At 60.5% G+C, this 21,634-nt stretch carries 15 protein-coding genes; 1 reads left to right on the top strand and 14 read right to left on the bottom strand.

All coding sequences use genetic code 11. The features are described 5' to 3' along the window. Positions 1 to 8 precede the first annotated feature (8 nt). Together leuS and ACESUZ_RS08145 are read right to left on the bottom strand one after the other, a co-directional pair. Positions 9 to 2,585 carry a leucine--tRNA ligase gene (gene leuS, locus ACESUZ_RS08150; protein ID WP_373199493.1) on the bottom strand — a complete coding sequence of 859 codons (2,577 nt, stop codon included), beginning with the start codon at positions 2,583 to 2,585 and terminating at the stop codon, positions 9 to 11. A gap of 374 nt (positions 2,586 to 2,959) precedes the next feature. Then, positions 2,960 to 4,471 carry an IMP dehydrogenase gene (locus ACESUZ_RS08145; RefSeq protein WP_006234046.1) on the bottom strand — a complete coding sequence of 504 codons (1,512 nt, stop codon included), beginning with the start codon at positions 4,469 to 4,471 and terminating at the stop codon, positions 2,960 to 2,962. A gap of 193 nt (positions 4,472 to 4,664) precedes the next feature. On the opposite strand from ACESUZ_RS08145, the gene ACESUZ_RS08140 reads away from it, so the two are divergent. Further along, the gene (locus ACESUZ_RS08140) at positions 4,665 to 5,009 is read left to right on the top strand and encodes a winged helix-turn-helix domain-containing protein (protein ID WP_373199491.1); all 345 of its coding nucleotides are present in this window, start codon (positions 4,665 to 4,667) and stop codon (positions 5,007 to 5,009) included. A 101-nt stretch (positions 5,010 to 5,110) separates the two neighbouring features. On the opposite strand, the gene ACESUZ_RS08135 is transcribed toward ACESUZ_RS08140, so the two are convergent. The 12 genes from ACESUZ_RS08135 to ACESUZ_RS08080 form a co-directional block, all read right to left on the bottom strand. Then, the gene (locus tag ACESUZ_RS08135; RefSeq protein WP_373199489.1) at positions 5,111 to 6,103 is read right to left on the bottom strand and encodes a PLP-dependent transferase; all 993 of its coding nucleotides are present in this window, start codon (positions 6,101 to 6,103) and stop codon (positions 5,111 to 5,113) included. Positions 6,104 to 6,199: 96 nt separating this feature from the next. Continuing rightward, positions 6,200 to 7,732, bottom strand: coding sequence for a glycoside hydrolase family 32 protein (locus tag ACESUZ_RS08130; RefSeq protein ID WP_373199488.1), 1,533 nt, complete (start codon positions 7,730 to 7,732; stop codon positions 6,200 to 6,202). Between the two features lie 106 nt (positions 7,733 to 7,838). Beyond that, the gene (locus tag ACESUZ_RS08125; RefSeq protein ID WP_373199486.1) at positions 7,839 to 9,239 is read right to left on the bottom strand and encodes a PTS transporter subunit EIIC; all 1,401 of its coding nucleotides are present in this window, start codon (positions 9,237 to 9,239) and stop codon (positions 7,839 to 7,841) included. A gap of 184 nt (positions 9,240 to 9,423) precedes the next feature. After that, positions 9,424 to 10,395 carry a LacI family DNA-binding transcriptional regulator gene (locus ACESUZ_RS08120; RefSeq protein ID WP_373199508.1) on the bottom strand — a complete coding sequence of 324 codons (972 nt, stop codon included), beginning with the start codon at positions 10,393 to 10,395 and terminating at the stop codon, positions 9,424 to 9,426. Between the two features lie 324 nt (positions 10,396 to 10,719). Next, positions 10,720 to 11,385, bottom strand: a complete 666-nt coding sequence (locus ACESUZ_RS08115) for a DUF4956 domain-containing protein (protein WP_373199484.1) — start codon at positions 11,383 to 11,385, stop codon at positions 10,720 to 10,722. A gap of 3 nt (positions 11,386 to 11,388) precedes the next feature. Continuing rightward, positions 11,389 to 12,180, bottom strand: coding sequence for a polyphosphate polymerase domain-containing protein (locus tag ACESUZ_RS08110; protein ID WP_373199482.1), 792 nt, complete (start codon positions 12,178 to 12,180; stop codon positions 11,389 to 11,391). After that, positions 12,167 to 13,936: a CotH kinase family protein gene (locus tag ACESUZ_RS08105; RefSeq protein ID WP_373199481.1), complete on the bottom strand. Its 1,770-nt coding sequence runs from the start codon at positions 13,934 to 13,936 to the stop codon at positions 12,167 to 12,169. The genes ACESUZ_RS08110 and ACESUZ_RS08105 overlap by 14 nt, the downstream gene beginning before the upstream one ends. Next, positions 13,926 to 15,470: an exopolysaccharide Pel transporter PelG gene (gene pelG / locus ACESUZ_RS08100; protein WP_373199479.1), complete on the bottom strand. Its 1,545-nt coding sequence runs from the start codon at positions 15,468 to 15,470 to the stop codon at positions 13,926 to 13,928. The genes ACESUZ_RS08105 and pelG overlap by 11 nt, the downstream gene beginning before the upstream one ends. Positions 15,471 to 15,473: 3 nt before the next feature. Beyond that, a complete protein-coding gene (pelF, locus tag ACESUZ_RS08095; RefSeq protein ID WP_373199478.1) occupies positions 15,474 to 16,901 on the bottom strand; it encodes a GT4 family glycosyltransferase PelF in 1,428 nt (475 codons plus the stop codon). After that, entirely contained in the window at positions 16,898 to 18,778 is a 1,881-nt protein-coding gene (locus ACESUZ_RS08090) for a DUF2194 domain-containing protein (RefSeq protein ID WP_373199476.1), read from the bottom strand. Before ACESUZ_RS08090 ends, pelF begins: the two co-directional genes overlap by 4 nt. Next, positions 18,775 to 19,680, bottom strand: a complete 906-nt coding sequence (locus ACESUZ_RS08085) for a hypothetical protein (RefSeq protein WP_373199475.1) — start codon at positions 19,678 to 19,680, stop codon at positions 18,775 to 18,777. The genes ACESUZ_RS08090 and ACESUZ_RS08085 overlap by 4 nt, the downstream gene beginning before the upstream one ends. Then, positions 19,677 to 21,533: a DUF4118 domain-containing protein gene (locus ACESUZ_RS08080; RefSeq protein WP_373199473.1), complete on the bottom strand. Its 1,857-nt coding sequence runs from the start codon at positions 21,531 to 21,533 to the stop codon at positions 19,677 to 19,679. The genes ACESUZ_RS08085 and ACESUZ_RS08080 overlap by 4 nt, the downstream gene beginning before the upstream one ends. Positions 21,534 to 21,634: the final 101 nt, after the last annotated feature.

Here is a 21,634-nt window from a genome sequence, read left to right as displayed (position 1 = left end):
CGCAATGCTTACTTGACCACCAGGTTGACCAGCTTGCCGGGCACGCAGATGGCCTTGACGACCGTCTTGCCGTCGAGCCACTTGGCGACGGCGGCCTCGGCGGCAGCCTGCATATCCACATTGGAGGCATCGCGGGCAACGTCGACGCGGCCGCGGACCTTGCCGAGCACCTGGACCACGATCTGCACCGTGTCCTCAACGGACTCGGCCAGGTCGAACTCGGGCCAGGCAGCGGTGTAGGCATTGCCCTCGCAGCCGAGCGCCTCGTGCCACAGCTCGTCGGCCCAGAACGGGCAGATGGGGGCAAGGACGCTCACGATATCCTTGGCCACGCCGTAGCACAGCGCCTTGTCGCGGGCGGTACCCTCAGTGGCATTGAGGTAGGCGCTCGCCGCGTTAACGAACTCCATGACGGCCGAGATGGCGGTGTTGAACTGGCCGCGATCGAAGTCCTCGGTGCACTTGGCGATGGTGCGGTGACGCTCGCGATAGAGCTTCATCGCAACCTCGTCGAGTGCGGACTTGTCGAAGGCCACGTTGGCATCGCCGGACTGGACGAGCTGCCAAACGATACGCCAGGCGCGCTTGATAAAGCGGTTGGCGCCCTCGACGGCCTTGGGATCCCAGTCGAAGTCCTTCTCGGGCGGGGCGATAAACAGGATCGCCAAACGCATGGTGTCGGCACCGTAGGGCTCGATGACCGAGCTCGGGGGCACGACATTGCCCTTGGACTTGGACATGGTGTCGCCGTTCTCGTCCTTGACCATGCCCTGGCACAGCAGGTTGGTGAAGGGCTCGTCCACGCTCAGCAGGCCCAGGTCGCGCAGTGCCTTGGTAAAGAAGCGGCTGTAGAGCAGGTGCAAAATAGCGTGCTCGATGCCGCCGATGTAGTTATCGACGGGCATCCAACGGTCGGCGGCCTCACGGGAGAAGGGCAGCTCGGTGTTGTGAGGATCGGTATAGCGCAGGTAATACCAGCTGGAGCAAGTGAAGGTGTCCATGGTATCGGTCTCGCGCTTGGCCGGGCGGCCGCAGACCGGGCAGGTGGTCTCGTAGAACTCCTTGCACTCGGCGAGGGTTTCGCCGGCGCCCAGGTCCAGGTTCTCGGGCAGCGTCACCGGCAGCTGATCCTCGGGCACGGGCACAATGCCGCAGTGCTCGCAGTGGATGGCCGGGATGGGGTTGCCCCAATAGCGCTGGCGGCTGATGAGCCAGTCGCGCAGACGGAACTCGACCTTGCGACGGCCGCAGCCCATGGCCTCGAGGTCGGCCACGATGGCAGCCTCGCCCTCGGAGTGCTTGCCGCCACGCATACCGGTGTACTTGCCGGACTGGACGAGCGTGCCCTCGGCAGCATGAGCGCAATCCCAGTCGACGGTCTCGGCATGGAAGGTATCGATGGTCTCGCCGCTGGCCTCGACGGCTGCGCGGTCGTCATCGTCCAGGATGATCGGCACGATCGGCAGATCATACTTGCGCGCGAACTCAAAGTCGCGCTGGTCGCCGCAGGGAACGGCCATGACGGCGCCGGTGCCGTAGTCGGCAACAACGTAGTCGGCAACCCACACGGGGACCTTCTCGCCGTTAACGGGGTTTACCACGTAGCGGCCGGTAAAGGCACCGTGCTTCTCGAGGGTGCCCTGGGCACGCTCGACGGCGGAGATATGCTTGGCATCCTCGACGATCTTGGTGACGGCCTCCTCGTACTCCGTGCCCTCGACGAGCTCATGCAGGCCGGCGTACTCGGGAGCCAGGACAAAGAAGGAGACGCCAAAAAGGGTATCGGCACGCGTGGTGAAGACGGTGATCTTGCCCTCGTCGCCCTCGATGGGCTCGCCATCCTGGTCGCACAGGGTAAAGTCGACCTCGGCGCCCTCGGAGCGGCCGATCCAGTTGGCCTGCATCTGCTTGACGCGCTCGGGCCAGCCGGGGAGCTTCTCCAAGTCGTCGAGCAGCTCCTGGGAGTACTCGGTAATCTTGAAGTACCACTGCTCAAGGTCGCGCTTCTCGGGCTCGGTGCCGCAGCGCCAGCACTTACCCTCGGTAACCTGCTCGTTAGCCAGAACGGTCTTGCAGGTGGGGCACCAGTTGACCGGGTTCTTCTTACGGTAGACCAGGCCCTTTTCCCACATCTTCTCAAAGATCCACTGGCCCCAGCGGTAGTAGTCGGGGCTGCAGGTCTTGACCATGCGATCCAGATCGTAGGAGAAGCCCATGCGCTTCATCGTGGCGAGCGCCTGGTCCATGTTCTTATACGTCCAGGCGGCAGCCTGCGTGTTGTGCTTGATGGCGGCGTTCTCGGCAGGCAGGCCAAAGGCATCGAAGCCGATGGGATGCAGCACGTCGTAGCCGCGCATGCGGGCCTGACGGGCCATGGCATCGCCGATGGTATAGTTGCGAGCGTGGCCCATGTGCAGGTCGCCCGACGGATACGGGAACATCTCGAGCACGTACTTCTTGGGCTTGCTGTCGTCGGTGTCGACGGCAAAGAGGTTGGAGTCCTCCCAGGCCTTCATCCACCGGGACTCAATGGCCTGCGCGTCGTAGACAGGGATCTCGTCCTTATGATCTGTGCAATCGCACATATCAGCTCCTTTGTTATCTCGGTTGGGGCGGGGCGTTCTTACCTTTACTCGCTGCTGCGGACAGTCCTGCGCAAGACGAAGAGCACATTTAGTGCTCTTCTTTGCGTGCGGAACTTGCAGCGAGCAAAGGTAAGAACGCCCCGCCACATCGTTAACTCGCATGATGATAGCAAATACGACAAGCGAGATGCCTGCGACTTGCATGCATCTCGCTTTATCTAAATAACGTGGTTGGCAATCAACCTTTGTTTGAAACTCGTTCTAGCACGAACGGGTTTTCCAGGTGCCGCAGATTGCCGTGAAAGAGGAGCGCCGCGTACTTAGGTACGCAAGCGACGGTTTGAACGGCAAGGTGCGGTGCTTGGGAAAGCCGCTTAGCGGTAGGAAACGCTCTGCTGGGAGTCTTTCACGACTACGTCGTGGGCGCCGCCTTCGACGATGGAGGTGGAGCTGACCAGCGTCAGGCGTGCCTTTTCCTGGAGCTCGGGGATCGAGAGGGCACCGCAGTTGCACATCGTGGACTTGACCTTGTAGAGCGTTCCGCCCACACCGTCCTTGAGGGAACCGGCGTAGGGAACGTAGGAGTCGACGCCCTCGACGAAGCTGAGCTTCGCGGCACCGCCCAGGTCGTAGCGCTGCCAGTTGCGGGCACGCGCAGAACCCTCGCCCCAGTACTCCTTCATGTACTGGCCGTTCACGTTGACGCGCTCGGTCGGGCTCTCGTCGAAGCGAGCGAAGTAGCGGCCCAGCATCATGAAGTCGGCACCCATGGCAAGGGCAAGCGTCATGTGGTAATCGTAGACGATGCCGCCGTCGGAGCACACGGGCACGTAGACGCCGGTCTCCTCGTAGTACTCGTCACGAGCGCGGCAGACGTCGATCAGCGCGGTGGCCTGGCCACGGCCAATGCCCTTGGTCTCGCGGGTAATGCAGATGGAACCGCCGCCGATACCGACCTTGATGAAGTCGGCACCGCAGTCGGCCAGGAAGCGGAAGCCCTCGGCGTCGACGACGTTACCGGCGCCAACCTTGACGTCCTCGCCGTAGTTGGCGCGAATCCACTCGATGGTGCGCTTCTGCCACTCGCTGAAGCCCTCGGAGGAATCGATGCACAGGACATCGGCGCCGGCCTCGATGAGCAGCGGCACGCGCTCGGCATAGTCGCGGGTGTTGATACCGGCGCCGACCATGTAGCGCTTGTCGTTATCGAGCAGCTCGTTGGGGTTGGTCTTGTGGCTATCGTAGTCCTTGCGGAAGACGATGCCCATGAGGTGATCGTTGTCGTCGACGATGGGCAGGGCGTTGAGCTTGTTGTCCCAGATGACGTCGTTGGCAACCTTGAGGCTGATGTTCTTGTCGCCCACGATGAGCTGCTCACGCGGGGTCATGAACTCGGAGACCTTCGTCTGGTGGTCATCGCGGCTGGGGCGATAGTCACGGCTGGTGACGATACCCAGGAGCTTGCCCTTGGGAGTGCCGTCGTCGGTAACCGGCATGGTGGAGTGGCCGGTCTTCTCCTTGAGTTCGATGACCTGCTCCATGGTCATGTCGGGGGTCAGCGTGGAATCGGACTGAACGAAGCCGGCCTTGTGATCCTTGACGGCCTTGACCATAGCGGCCTCGGACTCGGCGCTCTGGGAACCGTAAATGAAGGACAGGCCACCCTCGGTAGCGAGCGCGACACCCATGTCGACGCCCGAGACGGACTGCATGATGGCGGAAACCATGGGGATGTTCAGGGTGATTGCCGGCTTCTCACCGCGCTTAAAGCGGGTTAGCGGCGTCTTAAGAGAGACGTTGTTGGGGATGCACTGCGAGGACGAGTAACCAGGGACCAGCAGATACTCCGAAAACGTGTGGGACTCACCGGGAAAGAACGTAGCCATGTTTCTCCTTTTTCCATGCGACCGGTCGGCTGCAGGCCTCGTAGGACCCAGCCCAACCTTGGGCGCCCAATACTGGGGAAGTATCTTAACGCACTTTGACTGCTACAATGCATGATTTAAGAAGAGCACACGAGGGTTTGACGCAGGCTTTGCGTTTGCCCAGCAAACACTTTAGCGGGGAGACGTGGAGCACATGGAGTACAAGACGACGGCAAAACTGGTCATTCAGTCGTGCGACAAAGATCTGCCGGGCGTGTTCGGCCACGGCTGCGTCTTGCTGCTGCAGGGTATCGCCCGCGAGCACTCGCTCAACCGCGCCGCCAAGAGCATGGGAATGGCGTATTCCAAGGCCTGGCGCATTGTGAACGAGGCGGAAGGCCAGCTAGGCTGCAAGCTCATCGAGCGCGACGGTGCCCGCGGATCCACCCTCACCCCCGCCGGCGAGCGAGCCATCGAAGTCTACGAGGAGCTGCAGGCCGACATCAACGAAGTCATAGCCGCAAGGGCCAACGACCTGATCGACACCATCAAAGAGTAGCTAATTTGGGACGGGGCTTTTTTAGCTACCCATCCAGAGCATTCTTGACTCATAGCCAAAAATTGACATTGGGTAGCTAAAAAAGCCCCGTCCCAAATTAGCTACTTACGGAGGGCGTTGTCTAGGGCGGACGCTACGACCAGGGGGTCGTCGGTGCCGGCGAAGAGGCGGACGGTGCTCCCCTGCTTGCCGCGTGGGGCCGAAAGGCGCGTCGTTGCGCCGCCAGCCGGCGATGTGCGGAACTCACCCGGCAAAGCATCAAAGAGATCGCCCGCACTGCGCTCGATAAGATCAAACTCAGCTGCCGGGCCAAAGCCGTGCTCGAGGATTCCCGTTGCAACCGCATGGTCGGGATGCGAACTCAGCCCGGGATAGCGCACGTTGCGCACCATCTCGTTGGCGGCCAGATACTCGGCCAGAGCACGGGCGCGGTCGAAGTGTGCCTGCATGCGGGTATCGAGCGAGTCCAGCCCGCGCTCCAGCACACCAGCCTCGTCAGTAGGCAAATCAAGCTTGCCCAAGCCACAGCCCTCAAACAGGACATGCACGCACTCAGCCGCGGCATCCACACGATGGCGCTTGAGCTGCGAGCGCGCGACCGATACGGCAACCAACTTGCGTGAAGCGTTACCGGCGCACACACGGTCGAGCGCTTCGAGCGACAGCACGGCACCCAAGCGCAACGGATCGCAGCCAAAAGCCGACGCCACGGTGTTGTCCACAACCAGCAGCGCATGGGCCTCGCGAGCCGCTCGACCCAGCGTACGCAGATCGGGCACGCGCAGTCCAAACCCGCCGATGGAGTTCACAAACCACCACAGGTGCGGCACCTCGGCATCAAACGAAGCGTCAAAGTCCTCGGACGCGGCGGTAAACGCCGCAACCGACGGCTCTCCAACGAGCACAACGTCGCAAGCATCAAAGCCGCGCTCAAACGCATCGGCAAAGTCGTCCGCAAAGGCCACCAGGCGGTCACCGGGACGCACAATCCCCAGCAGCGACAGCCCTGCCGGCATATGCGGGGCCGCAAGCAACTGCGCCTCACGCGCGCCGGTCCTCAAAGCCCAAGCCTCTTCTAGCTGCTGTACGCCCACACGGCACCGCCCCTTCATAAGCAAAATCCCACGATGCGGGTGTTCCCCGCATCGTGGACAACGGCTGCAGTATAGCGCCGATATGCGACGAATCGCCTAGATGATGAGCGTGTGATAGTTCACGCTCGCACCCGGAGCGTCAACGGTCACGCCATAGGCCTCGGGATAGATGCGCGTCGAGAACACGAGCGCACCATCGTTCACAAACACCTCGACCGAGGAAACATCGCCAACAATGCGCACGTTACTAACCTCGTCGACGGGCTCCCAACGCACGGTACGACCGCAGCCGGCAGAAGCGCGACTCTCATCGGTAAATCGCATCTCAAAGCGCGAGGGCAGTTCGCCCTCGACGGGAACAAACGCCAGCCTCAGCTCGCCATCAACGGTCACGGTAAACGCGCTGTCGACACCGTCGACAACAACGTCAAAGCAGGTATCACCGGCAGCCTCCAACGAGCCCTCCCCCACACGCACCGAGGCATAATGGCGCTCGATCTCGCGCGCCGGCTGCTGCAGTACCACGCCGCCAGCACCGGCTGTAAGCTCACGCGGCACCGTCATGCAGTGCTGCCAGCCACACGCCACGGTGGGGTCGTTGCCATAGGTCGGCTCATCGGGCATGCCCATCCAGCCAATCAGAATGTGACGACCGTCCTCGGCCGTGAACTCCTGCGGAGCATAGAAGTCAAAACCGGCGTCCCACAGGCGGAACTCGCCCAGCTCATAGGCACCGTCACCACCCGTAATGTCGCCCGTTACAGGCATGTAGCCAGCAGCGTATACGTTGCCGCGGTCCCAACGACCGCCCTCGAGGCCCTGGGGCGAGAAGGACAGCCACTTCGCCGGTACACCGCCATCCGCCTCAAGCTCAAGGTATCCCGGGCACTCCCACATAAAGCCAAAACGCTCGGGCGTAGACACACGACTCTCGAGCTCCCAACTCAGCATATCCGCCGAGCCATACACCAGGATCTCGCCCACATCGCGCCCGGCGCCCTCGCCGTGCATGACGCAAAATCGACTATCGACATGCGGACCATCCACGCGGCGACGCGCGCCCAGCACCATGTGATAACGCCCGTCCGCGTCACGCCACACCTTGGGATCGCGCACATGGCAGGTCAAATCCTCGGGATAATCCTCGGAAGCCAGCACCACGCGCTTGGCGCCAAACGCCTGACCGTCGGTACTCTCCACATAGACGGTATCAGCGCGACGGCCGGTATTGACGTAGTCGTACGTCCCGTCCGCATCGGGAAGCTTCACGTTGCCTGTGTACAGCACGCGAATACGGCCGTCCTCGGCAAGCGCGGAGCCCGAATACACACCGTGGCAATCGAACGGCTCGTCGGGCAGCAGCGGGGCGCCAACGTAGTCCCACGTCATAAGGTCGCGACTCGTCGCATGACCCCAAGCCTTAACGCCACCCTCGACATCAAACGGCGCATACTGAAAATAGGCATGGAACACGCCACCCGCCTGGCAAAGACCGTTGGGGTCGTTGAGCCAGCCCGCCGGCGGCATAATATGGAAGCGCTGGCCATATGCGCCATGACCGCACTCAGAGGCGGCGGCGTCAACAGCGGCAACCAGCTTTGCAAGGTCGCGGCCAAGTGCATTAGACATATCAAAGTCCTAACGGATCGAAAGTTACAAGGCGCCAGAGATCGGCGCCAAATGCGGGAAACACCCGCGAGCATACAGCCCGCGGGCACCCCTCAATCAAAAGCTCTTAGGCCTGCTCGGAAGCCTTGGGCTCGTCCTTGTACAGGACAAACGAGATGGCAAAGGAAACCAGCGCGGCGATCGCAAACATGATCGCGTACTGCACGGGCTGGGCCAGGCACAGCAGGATACCAAAGATACCCGTAACGCCCGTGCCGGAGGCAGCCAGCGAAGTGAGCGCGCAGACCAAGGCACCGCAACCGCCGCCGATGCAGCCGGCGATGAAGGGCTTAAAGAAGCGCAGGTTCACACCAAAGATGGCAGGCTCGGTAATGCCCATGAAGGCGGACAGAGCCGAAGGAAGCGCCAGACCCTTGATCTTGGCATCGCGGGTCTTAAAGGCAACGGCGAGTGCGGCGCCACCCTGAGCGATGTTGGCAGCGCTGGCGATGGGCAGCCAATAGGTCACGCCGTACTGGGCGAGCTGGCCCAGGTCGATGGCGGTGTACATCTGGTGGATACCGGTAACGACCGTGGGGGCATAGAACAGGCCGACGATAAAGGAACCGATGCCGAAGGGCAGGGTTAGCAGGGCCTGGATCAGACCGAGGATGGCGTTCTCGGCCCAGACGAAGATGGGGCCGACGGCAACGAGCGTCACGAGCACGGTCACGAACACCGAGACGAGCGGAGTCACAAAGAGATCGAACATCTCAGGAACGATCTTGTGCAGGCGCTTCTCGAGGAAGGCGAGAATGGCGCAGGCGATGACGATGGGGATCACATGGCCCTGATAGCCGACCCACTCAAGGCTGTACACGCCGGGGATGACGTTGACCATGGTCTGCACGCCCTCGGAGGCAACCGTATAGGCGCTCTGCAGCGAGGAGTTGATGAATGCACCACCGACGACGGCGCCCAGATACGGGTTGGCGCCAAAGGCCTTAGCCGCGGAGTAACCGATCAAGATCTGCAGAATGCCAAAGGACGTGCCCGAGACCAGGTCGGCAATCTTATAAATAAAGTTATTGGTGTCGAGCGCGATAAAGCCGTTGGAGGCCATAAAGTTGAGTGCGCTCATAATGCCCAGCAGCAGGCCCGAAGCCACGATGGCGGGGATGATGGGGACAAAGACGTCGCCGAGCACCTTAATGGCACGCATAAAGATGTTCTGCTGCTGCGCCGCGGCCTCCTTGACCTCGGCCTTGGTGGCAGCCTCGACGCCGCTGAGCGCAATGAACTCGTCGTAGACTTTGTTGACGGTGCCGGTGCCAAAAATAATCTGGAGCTGGCCCTGGGCCTCAAAGACGCCCTTGGCGCCGTCGATATTCTCGAGGGCCTCCTTGTCGACCTTGGCGTTATCGGCAATCACAAGGCGCAGACGCGTGGCGCAGTGTGCGGCCGAAATAACGTTGCCGGCGCCACTGATGTTGTCGAGCACCTCTTGCGCTGATTTGCGGTAGTCCATGACTTCCCTTTCCTCCAACGGGCGCATGCACACCCGGCCATCTTTGACACTTACACTGTAATCGTTTTCAGTTTCATATGGCTGTAATCGTTTTCACAGTAGGGTGAACGGTAGGAATAAGCCGGCGAAAGGTAGTTTTAAAGTAAAAAGAGGCGGCTCAGAGGCAGGCAGACGTGCCCAAGGCCTAGACATTCATAAGCTGATGGCCGAGCTTGAGCGTCTTGAGACCGCTCTCCCCCTCCACGCCATCGAGCGTGTTGATCAGCATATTGGTCGCCTCGACGCCACTGGTCAGGTAGCCATAATGCACGGTGGGAATGCCGCCCGTCAGCGCGCGCAAAAACGCGTTGTCGCCAAAACCGCTTACGCGGTGTATACCCTCGCCCACGCCGCGAACCTCATCGATGGCACGCAGTGCGCCCGCCGCCATGGTGTCGGTTGCGCATGCGATAAACGAAACATCGGAAGCGACGGAAAGCAGCTCACGCGCCGCACCATAACCCGAGTCGAGCGTAAACGAGCCGAGGCGAATCAAGGCGGCATCGAGCGGGTTACCCGCGGCGCGCAATCCGGCCTCAAAACCGCGACGGCGGTCATAACCGGCCGCGCGGTCCTCTTCGGTAACTCCAATGTAGGCGATCTTGCCGTCCACGCGGCCTGCAAGCGCATGGCCCAGCTCAAAAGCGGCCTCGTAATCGTCGTGATAGACGCACGCCGCGCCCTCAACATTCTGGCCGATCAGCACGATGGGCACGCGGCACGACTCAATCGCCCGGCGATGCTCGTCGGTAATCATAGTTGCCACCAGCACAATGCCATCGACCGGGTGGTTTTGGAATAAATCGAGGTACTCGAGCTCGCGATCGGCCGCGTTGTCGGTATCGGCAAGCAGCATCTGGTAGCCACGGCGACCGAGCACCTGGCCAATACCGGCGGTAATGCGGCTTACGGATTCCGAGTTAATCTTAGGTACGATGACGCCGATGAGCTTAGTGGAACCGGTGCGCAGCGCGCGAGCCTGGCTGGACCGAACGTATCCGGTCAGCTCAATCGCCTGCTTAATGCGCTCGGCCTTATCCGCCGAGATATACCCACCGTTGAGGTAACGCGAGACGGCGGCGCTCGAAACGCCGGCCAGCTCGGCCACATCTTTCATCTTTACCACGAGCACCCCTGTCGTTGAAATCGCTTTCACCATAATACCCGCGAACGCGCTCAATGAATCAACTCGCCCATCCAGGTCGAGCAAACGTCAGCGAGCGGGCAGCTGCCGTGGCGAGGTGCCGCGAAAGAGGAGCGAAGCGTACTTTATGTACGCGAGCGACGGTTTGAGCGGCAGATCGCCCGGCAGATGTCCGCGCAGCGTCGAGCGGTCCGGCGTTCGTTAGAACGCCGGAACATAAGAGCCCGGCATCTACCCGCTCGCTGACGTATGCTCGACCAGGAGCGCCCCTCTTTGTGCAATCTGCTCGCTAGGGTTCTACCCGTGGTACTCGCCGTTATATTGAATGAGCGTCAGGTCCTCCACGCCGTCGAGCGCGCGAATGGCGTCCGCATAGGGCATGTCAACGCCGTCCGAGAACACCTCGGCGGCCATTTCGACCTTGTCGCCGCGCATGGTCTTGGACTTGACGGTGAACTTGGTACGCCCAAACGCGCGCACGATATCGTCGCCGGTGGTCTGGCCCGTGTAGTGGATGACCATCATGTACACGCGCGACTTGTCCTGGTGGCTCGCAAAGCCGGCGATCATCACCACGATCACCACCGCCGTGAGCCCCACGAGCGCGTACATGCCGGCGCCGGCCGTAATGCCCGTGGTAATGGCCCAAAACAGATACAGCAGGTCGAGCGGGTCCTTGACCGCCGTACGATAGCGGACAATAGACAGAGCACCGACCATACCGAGCGAGATGACCACGTTCGTCGAGATCGCGAGCGTGACCATGCAGGTGAGCACGCACATGCCCACGAGCGTCACGGCAAAGCTGCGCGAATACACCACGCCGGTAAAAAAGCGCTTGTACACGTAATAGATCAGGATGCCCATGGCGAGCGCCACGAGCAGCGAAAGGCCGATCTTGGCAGGGTCGACCTGGCCAAACGCCTCCAAGACGGAGTTCTTAAAAAAGTCCCTGGTGCTCATGGTCTAAATTTCCCCTCGGTTCCCAAAATCCGATTCCCAGTAGTTAAATCCGCGCAGGTAGGCGGTCTTGTCATAACACAGGCAGTACTTGGAGACCGCCGTAAGCTCGGCCGCGCCCGGCGGCACCATATCGCGCACCAGCTGCGGACAAAACTCAGTAAACTTGACCTCCATCACCAGCTTGCCGGGTTCCAAGACCGGCAACGCGGGCAGTGTCGCGTCAAAGATATCGAAGCTTCCCACCGCGGCACGCACGTTCATGTCAAACGTAATGCGCACGGTGCCCTCGTCCATCACCCACGGCTCGCGCTCGTAGTCCACGATGGTCCGCGGGCGCATCATGTTGCAGATGCACTCGATGTAGAACTCGCGGCAGAGCGGATAGGGGCTCCTCAGCAAAAAGTCGTAGTCGCCGGCCAGAATCTGCTCAAACTCGCCGCGCGTGAGCGGCGCGTCCTCCTTGTAGATCCAGCTACCGTACTTCTTTTTGCGCTCGAGCTTAATCACATTGTCGCTGCCGTTATAGATGCGCACGCGATACTTTTTACGCATGAGAATGCCGGCGTCTTTTTCCTCGTAGGCCGAGTTGCAGTAGTCGTCAAAGTACAGGCTGCGAATGGTGTAACCGCCTGCCCGCGCATGCTTGTCCAGCTTAAACACCGGCGCCATGCGACAGGCAAGCGCGGCGTGCTCGCCCTCGTTAATGAGATATTTGAGCTCGTGGCGGTAACGCTCCTGCGTGACACGCACAGGCGGGGCCGCCAAGCGCTCAAGCAGCGCGCTAGCCCTCCTCATACGTGTCCTCCACGACCTTACCGCCGTCTTGCACGTAAAAACACTTCATGCCGTAGTGCTTGCCGTCGTCGGTTGCATAGTAGTCAAACGCATCTTGCTTATAGCCGTCGGAGTTGGTGGCACGCACGCGCACAAAATACTGGCCGGTATCGGGCGCATCGCAGGTAACCTCAGGCAGCAGCACGTCGTCGGCCTTAAAAAGCACGTCCTTGATGGCATAGTCGCGCGCAAGCTCTACGGTGTAGCGAATGTCGCGCGCCTCAAAGTCGTAGGACGCATCCCAGTTAATGCGCAGCTTACCGTTATCGATCTGCGGCACGCCAATGTAGAACGGCATGGGCTTTTTATAGCTCTCGCGAAAGCTCTTATAGTTCTCCTCGATCTCGGAGGGAATCGCCGCGGTGATCTGCTCGTATTGGTCCTTGGTGACAGGCAGATGGTCGATATCGGGCGAAGCAAAGACCAGGGATTCAGTCACCTCGCGGTAGTGCTTGATCATCTTGGTCAGGCGAGTCTCGGTCAAATACGAGCGCAAGTCCTTGACGGCACGGTCGAGTTCGCTGCGGAACGACTTGCTGCGCAACGCGCGGTTAAACAGCACGTTGCCCCAGTAGTTGCTTGCGCCGCGCTCCCAGCTCGCGTAGTCCGAAAACCCGGTAAGAGAAAGCTCCAACTTACGCAGCATGCCGTCGTTATCCCAATCCAGGATATACCAGACCTTGGAGTTAAGCGGGCTGTACAGATAGCAGTTACGGTTCTGCGTATCGCAGTTGCCCGTCAGGATCTGAAACGCCAACCAATAGACCAGGTTCTCGGTATCAAAGTAGATGTCGAGCACGTCATCGATCTTTTGCGATTCGTCGTTGAGCGCATCGAGCATCTCGATGAGCTTGGTGTGGTCCGTATCGCCCTTAATCTCGAGCATGCCATCAAAGTTTGCCTGGTTATAGTCGGGATCATCGGCAAGCTTAATGGTGTCCTCGTAGCGATGGAAATCAAAGCTGTTCACCTTGTACAGGTGCCCGCTCTTATCCAAGCCGTGCGCCTTAAGCGCCGTCTTGTTGAGCTGCTCCACCTGCGTAAACAGGCCGTAGTCCTCAAAGGTGTCGTTGGACTTTTCGGTCTGGTCGCACACCCACAGATGCACAAACTGCGTGCGCAGGCCCATCATCTGGGGAATCCCGCGGATAAGATCGTAGGCCATCTTGTTGCGATAACGCATACCCTCGCCCATGTGCTTGTTGAGCGCAATCGCGCGCTGCTGGCGCCAGGTACCTTTTCCTTTTTTGAGCTCCACCTTGTAATTCTTTTGCGTGTAGGAGCTCGACGTCTGGCCGCGCACCTGCACGGTGGCATTGGGCGCTTCCTCGCCATAGCCAACCTCGCCGGCAACTGGGCCCTCTTCGTCGCCCGGCTGCAGCAGGCCCATAACCTGATAGCGCGTCACACCCATGTCGGCATAGTCATACACCGAGTACGTGCTGATCTCGGCCCAGCTGTGGTCCGTGTTCTCGGAGCTGTTGCCGCGCGAGACCGTTAGGTACATGGTCACAATGCCCGAGTCGTCGTAAACCTCGTACAGCTCGTCCTTATCGCGCAGGTGCTTGGACTGGTCGGAGGCCTCGGCCTTTTTAATCTTGTCCTGCTTTTTGACCTTTTTGGTCGAGGAGTCTTCCTGCACCGAGCAGCCCGAAAGCAACAGCGCACCGGCAGCCGCCTCAAACAGGCGACGACGAGACATCATACTATCGGTCATCAGAACCTCCCCAATGCTTGCGATACACGTGAACTACTGCGCGCTCAAACGCGCCATGTGGCTCACCCTTATGGCGACCTTCCTCATAGCGCTGCTTGGCACGGTCGAGCAAGCGGCCCAGCTGTGTAAAGCGACCCGTTTTGACGGTCGCCACAATAGGCTGCTGGCTCAGGATACGATACGGTAAGTTGGCGGTATAGGTATCGAGCCGCAGCAGCGCCACGATAAAAAACACCGCTGCACCCAACAAAAAGCCAAAGCCGTAAAACTGCTGCGGCAAAAGCAACGACACGGCGGTCGCCAGCCCGGCCACACCGGCAAACAGGCCCGAGGCCAGCACGGCCCCCTTGTAGTCGGTAAAGTACAGCAAGATCAGCAGGATCGTGTTGCCCACTGCATACAGGCCGTAGCCCACGCACAGCGTGCGAAAATACCCGTGCATCAGGTTGTTAAAGCCCAACGGTAGGGCCGACAGCACCGTGGTCTCGAGCGAAATGACCGCCGCCGTCACAAACAGTTGCTTGAGCGCACAAAACCGCAGTTCTCGGTTGAGCGTGGCAAGCATTTCCTCCTCGGCCACCACAATGTCGCCCACCACACCACCGTCGTTGAACAGGCTGTAGTAGTCGCGGTAGCGCGGATAGAAATTGACCTCGACCGAGACCACAAAGTTGACGGACGTGACCAGGATCGTCAAAAACGCGATAAGCGCCGGCACATCGTGGTAGGGCGCACCATAAAACAAGCCCTTGACCTGCACGCCAATGGGACCGGCCCAAATTATCACCAAGTGCGCAAAGAGGCCCAGGTTGGTAAACAAGCCCGTGAGCGCCAACGGCATAAACTGATCAAGCCACCGTAAATACAGCCAGGGGCTGCGTTCGCTCTGCGGAAAAAACCGGTACAGCAGTACCACGTCCCAGGCGAGCATGACGCCATAGCCCAGAGCAATTGACGCCAAAAGGCCCTCGACCGGCGGCAGTCCCAGCGCCAGCGCGGCCAGGGCGCACAGGCACGCCACGCCAATGGCAGCCGCAAAGCTGCAAAGGATACCGCGGTAATCCTTGATGGCCGTGAGGTAACTCATGCCGTTCCAGTTGACGATCATAATATTGAACAGCCACAGGCACAGCAGCCCCTGCAGCAGCGTGGCGCCCGAGAACAGCAAAAAGACGCCGTAGAGCACCGTGCCCGCAACGAGCATGATGGCGTTGGAGCCCCAAAACGAAGGCAGGATCTCATCCTCGCGCTCGGCAAAAAGCATATCGGCCAAAAAGCGCGTGACCGGCATAGAGAAAAAACTCGTGAGCGTGAGCGACGCCAGCAGCGTATAGGTCACCATGCACACCAGCAGATCTTGGTTGGCACGGCCCACACCCCACAGACCGCACAGCACCAAGATACCCACCTGGAGCAGCACGCCCAGCAGCATGGGGCCCGTGCACACAATGCCAGCGTAGCCATAGGCGCGCATCGTGGCAAACAGACCCTTGCGCCTAAACAGGCGCTTGAGCTCAAAACCGATTCCGGCCACCGGCTACTCCCCCTCTCTGGGCAGGTCAAACGCTTGCGCCGTCTCGTCGTACAGCGCGCGATAGTTGGCGAGCATCTGCTCGTGCAAGAAGTACGTGGCAACGCGACGCTGGCCGCGCTCCCCCATCTCAATGCGACGAGCGCGGCTTGTGCACATGCGTTCCATGGCATCGGCCAAGCCCTTGCGATACATAGGCGGCGTCACAAAACCCGCCACGCCAAAGTCGTCGTCCGGGGCGCCTTCGAGAAGCTCGCGACAGCAGCCCACCTCGGTCGTCACGCAGGGACGGCGCGCTGCAAGCGACTCCAGCACGCTGAGCGGCTGGCCCTCGGAGATGCTCGTCAAAATGGTAAAGTCGAGCTTTTCCATGTACTCGACCACGTTGACGCGGCCGGTAAAGATCAGGTCGCGCACGCCCAGGGTTTCGACCAGCGCGTGGCACTCGGCGCCGTACTCCTCGTCGTCCACGCCGCCCATGATGTGCAGGCGCACCTTGGGCAGGCGCTCGTGCAGCTCAAAGAAGGCATAGATCATGGTCTTGACATCCTTGATGGGCGCAAGGCGCACCACCGCGCCAATATCCACCCAGCCGTCATCGGTCTTTAAGGGAATATCCTTAAAGCGATCGAACTGGATGCCGTTGGGGATGACCAGGCATTTGTCCGCATCGCAGCCCATATCAATCTGCGTCTTGCGGGCGTTATGGAACAAACTCGTCACGCGGAAGGCGCGGCGGTAGATCTCCTCCGAAAGCAGGTAGAAAAAGCGGATCCAGCGGTCCTTAAACGACGGCACCACCCAATCGGCGCGAATGATCTCTTCCTCGCGCTCGCGGGTATAGATGCCATGCTCGGTCAGCAGCACCGGCGCATGGTGAACGCTTGAGCCCAGGCAGGCGAGCAGGCCACCGTAGCCGGTCGAGATGGCATGGTACATATCGGCCACTGGCACCTCGCTGCCCAACAGGTAGAGCACGGGCAGCAACATGGAGCGCATGGTGTGGAATGCATCGGCAAAGGGCGTGTAGGGATACTCGGCCAGGCACACGTCACGAAAGATATCCATAAACGTGCGGCTCTGCAAAAACGAGAGCGGATGCACGCGACGGCGGTGGAAGATATCGAATAACACGTCCCAGTCCGGATTGGAGAGCGAAACCAGACGGCGTAGCGCCTCGCGCTCACGGTCGTTAAAACTGGCTTCATGTTGCTCGCCCGAAAGCCGCAGGGCATCGTCCAGGAACACCTCGTGCACCTCGACCACGTTGCCGGGCAGCTCGTAGACAAACTTGCCACGGTCGGCAGCATGCGCGCCGATCACCCACAGCACAAACTCGTGCTCGGGCATGGCCGTAATGTAGCCATGCATCCAGGTAGATACGCCGCCGTGCACATAGGGGTAGCAACCCTCGAGTACCAAGCAGATTCTCATTTATCGTCACCCTCCTTGCGCTCGATCGTCACGGTCTTATCATTTGCCTTGAGCAGATACAGATTGCCCGTAAGGTGCGTCAGTTCGCCACCCGTCACCGCACCCGGCTCGCCATTATTGGCGCGGAACATGAGCCAAGCCTCGTCGTGAAAGTTGTCCAGGTTGAGCGTCCAGGCATCTGCACTTGTATCCACGCTTACCGTAACCGACGAAAAGCGCTGGATGGCGCCGGAGCACTCCGACGCCGTCTGGTGCCGCAGGTCGGGCGCGGATTTGGTAAGCCACTCCTGGTAGTCGACCAGGCCGCCCTTGTAGACCTCCCAGCCCTCCTTGCCACCGCGATCGGGGTCCAAAAGGTCGTCCGGGTGCATAAAGTGCGTGCTCACGTAGTGCATGTTGAGCTCGGACACGGCTGCCAGGCGCATATAAGAATCGTCGACCATGCCGCCCGAGACAATACGTGGCTGCTCCACAATGCCATCGCTCGCCACGCCAAACTCCTGCACGTACGGCAGGTCGGTGCCATCCTCAAAATACGTGCTGGCAATGGTCTTAATGCGCGGAACATCGGTACCGATAAGCTTGCGCGCGCGGGCCGAAAGGATATTCGACGGCGGCACGTAAACCGAGCCATGAGCATTGGGCAGGACCTCGTCCTGAAACGCGATAAGTTCGTTGAGCGAAGCGACGAGCGTCTCTTTGTTCTTCCAGGTCTTGTAGACGTGCAACGTACCATAGTCGGTGTCCCAGAGCGCAAGCGGCTGATGGTTGTAGCCGTGAAAGCCCAGCTCGCCGCCCATCTGCAGCAGCATGCCGCCAAAATAGCGGAACTGCGTGGTATCGGCCTGTCGCGCGGGCTCGGTCTGGTTGACCGCGTCCTCGTAGTTTTCGATCATCACGCCGGTATAGCGAATGCCATATTTTTGCGCGAGCTTTTGCAGATCGGGCCACCAGACCTTGGTGTAAAAATCGGCAATGGAAAGGCCGTAGTCACGCTTGATATAAGTACCATCGCCCGAGGGCACGGGACTAGGAAAGTCGTCCAAAAAGAACACAGCGCTGTTAATGACCGGATAGGCCGTGGCATCGCCCAGGAGGCTGGTCGCCGCGGCGTAAAAGCCGCGCATGACCTTGTCATAGATACCGATATTGCAAACCACGGTGCGCCCGCTACCGCAGTCATTCGACCAAATGAGTGGGGCGCCCGCATCGCCGGTCTTAGCCCACACACGAGCCGTCTCGCGCAGCGATACCGAAAGCGACGAATCAAAAGGGTCCGAGAGCTCGTAGCGCTCTCCCCCGCCCAGCATAAAGTCCTCACTCGGCACAATGCTTTCGGCTTTTACATAGTCATATCCGGCCGATTCAATGCCAAGCTTGGAGGCAATCACTTGCAGATAGCTCGAGTTATCCGGCGGCATAGCGAGCATAAGCGAACCGCCGGCACTCACCCAACTCATAATGTCGCTCAGGTGCGTACCGAGCCCATCGAGCGACGGCATGAGCAAAATCACGCGATCGAAGGAGGCCAGCGAGGGAATGGCATCCGCACCATCCAGGGCAAGGTCCACGTCGCGGTGCGCGATCTTCATGTCGAGCAGGATCTGGTCGAACTGTTCCTTTACGTCCTCGACGCCAGCTTGATCGGAATCGGTAATGACCAGGCACGTGGGCTTTTGGCCAAAGATTGCCGAGGAGGCAGGCACCGCATCGTTGGCGGCAAGCATCCCCAGCTTATGCTGGCCCGCACTGTACTGCACGCCGGCACGCTCCACCAGCAGCACGGCGGCCATGGCAATAAAGACCGCCCACACCACGAGGAGTCGCATCCAACGAAAGCGGCCTGCACGGTCGCGGATATGTTGCGCCACGCTCATCTGGCCTCCTCCCCGTCGCGCCAAAACGCCAACTTTTCGCGGTTGTCGGCGCTCAAATATACATGTTGCTTGTCAATCGCATCGATCACACGGTGAACCTCGTCACCGTCGCGGCGCATCACGGCCAGGCGCAGGCAGAGCATCCAAACCTCCTGCTCCTCGGGCACGTCGAGCACTAGCTGGTCGATCACGGCCTGCGCCTCGTCGATCTGTCCGACATCGGCCAGCGCCGTCGCATATCGAATGCGCAGCTCAAAGGTGTCCTCGCGCTCGCAGCGACGCGCAAGCAGGCGCGCGTACTGTTGGCGCTGAATCAGAGCCACGCGCCCCTCGGCCAAGCCCGAGCCTAAGTATTCACCAAGAAAATCACAGTATTCGATGAGGTTTTGCGCGCTCGGGTCCGTCTTAAAGGCGCGCTCCAGCTGCTGCAGTTTAAGGTCGGACTCCTTGGAGATCTGCGCCACCGCCGTCGCGGCATAGTGCGCCACCTCAACGTCGTCGTTAAGCTTAGCCGCCTGTAGCTGCGCCAGGTACGCGTCGGGCTCCTCGGTGAGCATGGAAAGCATTAGACGGCGCCGGTATGCCGGGTCGTTGACGATGAGCGCCTCCTCGAGCGGGACCACGCCCGCATCGGCGTCACGGTCGTGCACCAGGATGCTGCGATGCAGGTCGTCGTTAAAGCGCAGCGACTCCAGCGCAGACTCTTTCAGCCCCTCGCAAAACACCGCGCTGCGGACCGATAGCAAAACCACCAGCAACGGGCCCCACAGCGGCACCAGCACTATCACAGCCAGCATGTGCCCGCGCACCGGCAGCAGGCCCAACTTCATAAGCGTCCACAGCATCAGGCAAACCAGCGCATGAATCAGCAGCAAGACGGCAGCAACGACAAGCGAGATCAAACGGCACCCCCCTCACCGTCACCGGTGTAAGAGATGTGCTGCAGCAGCGCCACGATGTCCTCGCCGTCGATGGGCTCCACCGCAATCCGCTTTGCGCTCAGGCGCTCGCGGATAATGGGCAGATCGCACGCCTTTGCCTGGCGCATAAGCAGATAGAGCACGTCGCCGTCGACCAAGCCCGCCGCGTCGCTCTCGCGGATTGCCGACCCAATTGCGCCTACCAGCTCGCCGACAGGCTCCACGTCCGGTACCACGCGCAGGAGCAAAAAACTCCCCATCTTGCTATCTGCCAGCGCCCGCTCCGCCGCGAGCTCTTGGCCAAAGGCAGCCTGCTTGAGCACGCAAGTGCCGTCAACGCAGCGTTTATCCTGCGCCACCGCCTCATAGTCAAAAGCACGGCCCAGCGCGCTTTCGACCAGCCCGCACAAGATGCGGAACAGGTTTTGATAATAGAGGGTCATTTGGTTTTCAGCCGCACTACGCACAAAGATCAACACGGCGGGTGCCCCGTCGCGCTCGATCGTGTATCCAAACATGGGAAGTCCCGGCGTCAGCTCGCGGTTCACCCACAGGTTCGAACGACCCCCGTCGCCCAAAAGAGGTGCAAGCTGCTCAAGCGTGAGCGAGCGTGCGGCATCTTCGGCAATCGCGGGACTTGCTGCCACCAGGCGTGCAAATGTCCCGCCCGAAACATGGTAGATCGCCACCGAATCGTTCTCGAGAATCTCGCCCAGAAGCTCGCAGCACTTGCGATAGATGTCGCGTGGGTTGAGTACGTCGAGCTCCTGCGTCACGGCAAAGATCTTGCCAAAGCTGTCGTGGCGACCCACGATCTGGCGCCTGTACGCGCGCTTGTCCTCGATCGCGTCGTGGTAGAGCTGAGTAAGGAACGTATTGCGGTTGCGCACGAGCTCGTTTTGATCGCGCTCTGCCCTAATGGCTTCGCTGTTGCGCAGCTGCACATAGCCGCACACGGCACCCACCACAAAGTACGCAATAAACGGCAGCCAGTTGGACGGCTCGTAGAACAGGCCCTGGAAGGTATAGCCGTACTGAGTAAAGTAGCTCGCGGCCAAACCCACCGACGCCAGCAGCGCCGCAACCAAGCCAAAGTCCAAGCCATACAGCGTGCCGATCAGCACCACGTAGAGCAGGCGATAATCAAGCACGTTGAGCTGAGCCGATTGGGAGAACAGATGCTCCAGCACCTCGAACAGGACCCAGGCAACGCCCGTCTCCAGGCATTTGATAGGCAGCGTGTGCAGCCGGATGCGGTCGATGGCGGCGCGCAAGGGGTTAACCTTCTTTGCGCGGCCTGCATCCCAACGCGCTTGAATGGTCGAAAGATCGCGCAGCAGGTCGTACCGCTGAAACCAACCATAACGCACGCGAACGACGTCGCTGACGGGCAGGGCGTAGCCGGCAGAATCGCCATAGGCAACTGAAAGCCCTGGGAACAGCGCCTTGAGGGCCTCACCCACCTCACCTGACGCGTGATGAAAGGTATCGGCAACGTCGAGCGTCTCAAAGGAGGCATCCCAGCTGTCGAAGATACGGCGTACCAGCACCGCAAGCTCCTCGGCACACAGCAGGGGAAACGCCGCATCCTGTGCGCCCTGCAGAGCGACCGATCCGGTTGAGCACGCGTCGAACAGCGGCACCAAAAACGGGTCCTCCAGCGCGGCAGACGCGGTATACAGGAACGGCACGCGCAGGATCTTGGTTTGAACGCCCTCGCGAGCAGCGTAGTAGCGGCACAGGTCGTTGGCTGCGCGGGCGATAATTCCCTTGCCCGTTCGCCCCGCGGCATCGACGGCACCCTCGGCACCCGCGGGCCCCGCTACATACAGCAATTGGACCCGGCGACCCGCGCACGCAGATCGCGTCGAAAATGTTGGTGTAAGGGTGACGCCCTAGCGCCCGTTTAACGAAGAACGGCCTTCGTCCTAGAATC

Origin of the sequence: Collinsella aerofaciens ATCC 25986, from assembly GCF_964239575.1 — a bacterium.
GTDB classification, from domain to species: domain Bacteria; phylum Actinomycetota; class Coriobacteriia; order Coriobacteriales; family Coriobacteriaceae; genus Collinsella; species Collinsella aerofaciens_BQ.
This window is presented reverse-complemented; position numbering and strand designations above follow the sequence as displayed.

Bases quoted from the DNA above. Each gene is read 5' to 3' on its own strand.
- ACESUZ_RS08140 (WP_373199491.1), top strand. From the start codon at position 4,665: ATGGAGTACAAGACGACGGCAAAACTGGTCATTCAGTCGTGCGACAAA.
- ACESUZ_RS08145 (WP_006234046.1), bottom strand. From the start codon at position 4,471: ATGGCTACGTTCTTTCCCGGTGAGTCCCACACGTTTTCGGAGTATCTG.
- leuS (WP_373199493.1), bottom strand. From the start codon at position 2,585: ATGTGCGATTGCACAGATCATAAGGACGAGATCCCTGTCTACGACGCG.
- ACESUZ_RS08120 (WP_373199508.1), bottom strand. From the start codon at position 10,395: ATGAAAGATGTGGCCGAGCTGGCCGGCGTTTCGAGCGCCGCCGTCTCG.
- ACESUZ_RS08090 (WP_373199476.1), bottom strand. From the start codon at position 18,778: ATGAGCGTGGCGCAACATATCCGCGACCGTGCAGGCCGCTTTCGTTGG.
- ACESUZ_RS08130 (WP_373199488.1), bottom strand. From the start codon at position 7,732: ATGTCTAATGCACTTGGCCGCGACCTTGCAAAGCTGGTTGCCGCTGTT.
- ACESUZ_RS08105 (WP_373199481.1), bottom strand. From the start codon at position 13,936: ATGACCGATAGTATGATGTCTCGTCGTCGCCTGTTTGAGGCGGCTGCC.
- pelF (WP_373199478.1), bottom strand. From the start codon at position 16,901: ATGAGAATCTGCTTGGTACTCGAGGGTTGCTACCCCTATGTGCACGGC.
- ACESUZ_RS08115 (WP_373199484.1), bottom strand. From the start codon at position 11,385: ATGAGCACCAGGGACTTTTTTAAGAACTCCGTCTTGGAGGCGTTTGGC.
- ACESUZ_RS08110 (WP_373199482.1), bottom strand. From the start codon at position 12,180: ATGAGGAGGGCTAGCGCGCTGCTTGAGCGCTTGGCGGCCCCGCCTGTG.
- ACESUZ_RS08125 (WP_373199486.1), bottom strand. From the start codon at position 9,239: ATGGACTACCGCAAATCAGCGCAAGAGGTGCTCGACAACATCAGTGGC.